The sequence below is a fragment of the Acetobacter fallax genome (assembly GCF_011516735.1).
Taxonomy (GTDB): domain Bacteria; phylum Pseudomonadota; class Alphaproteobacteria; order Acetobacterales; family Acetobacteraceae; genus Acetobacter; species Acetobacter fallax.
This window is the reverse complement of the sequence record NZ_WOSX01000147.1, coordinates 1-679: the sequence shown is the minus strand read 5'-3', so window position 1 is coordinate 679 and position 679 is coordinate 1. Positions and strand designations below refer to the sequence as shown.

The 679-nt window shown below is 60.5% G+C and carries 1 pseudogene; it reads left to right on the top strand.

What is annotated here, in order from left to right:
* Positions 1-679: pseudogene (locus GOB85_RS18915) on the top strand (IS5 family transposase); the annotation flags it as partial.

Genomic DNA, 679 nt, shown 5'->3' with positions numbered 1-679 from the left:
TGAACATAGCCGGGAAGGACTGCGATATCCATCGGATATGATGGACGGGGAATGGGCTTTGATCGTGCCATTTGTGCCCCCTGCGAAACGGGGCGGTCGCCCTCGCACGACGGATATGCGCGAGGTGGTCAACGCGATGCTCTATATAGCCTCGGCCGGGTGCGCGTGGCGCCTGCTGCCGAAATGCTTTCCGCCGGTCTCGACCGTCAGGCGCTATTTTTACGCCTGGCGTGATACCGGGCTGTTCGGGGTCATGAATACGGTGCTGGTCATGAGCCTGCGCGAGATCGAGGGGCGTGAAGCCTCCCCGAGCGCGGGCGTGATTGACAGTCAGTCGGTGAAAACTACAGAAAGCGGCGGGCTTTCGGGCTAGGACGCGGGCAGGAAGGTCAAGGGCCGCAAGCGCCATATCGTGACTGATACCTGCGGCTTCCTGATCTTTCTCCTCGTTCATGCCGCCGATATCCAGGATCGTGATGGGGCCGTTGATGTCCTGGCGGCAATACGCAGGCACTTTCCCTGGCTGCGCCACATCTTCGCTGATGGCGGCTACGCTGGCGAGAAATTGCGATCCGCGCTCGCCTCCATGGGAAAATGGACGGTCGAAATCATCAGGCGGTTCGATACGGTGAAAGGCTTTCAGATCCTGCCGCGCCGCTGGGTGGTTGAACGGACATTC